Source organism: Streptomyces sp. NRRL F-5135 (assembly GCF_000719775.1).
GTDB classification, from domain to species: domain Bacteria; phylum Actinomycetota; class Actinomycetes; order Streptomycetales; family Streptomycetaceae; genus Streptomyces; species Streptomyces hebeiensis.
Genome location: NZ_JOHR01000110.1, coordinates 1 through 210, shown reverse-complemented (window position 1 = coordinate 210; position 210 = coordinate 1). Strand labels below are relative to the sequence as shown.

The 210-nt window shown below is 71.0% G+C and carries 1 pseudogene; it reads right to left on the bottom strand.

Going from position 1 to position 210, the window contains the following annotated elements:
• Positions 1 to 210 (bottom strand): annotated as a pseudogene (locus IG02_RS37520) (ATP-binding protein); the annotation flags it as partial.

Sequence of the window (210 nt, the reverse complement as noted above, 5' to 3'; positions counted from 1 at the left end):
GACGACGACGCCGGTGCCGCCGCGCGACGACGGCCGGTAGTTGACACTGATGTGGTACTTGGCGGCCAGCCGCCCCACCACCGCCAACCCCAACCGCGTGCCCTGAAGGAGGGCGAGGTCGGTGACACGGCCCGAGACGGCCTCCTCCGCACGGCGCATCGCCGCGGCCGCCATCTTCAGACCACTGTCCTCGATCGTCACCACGATCCC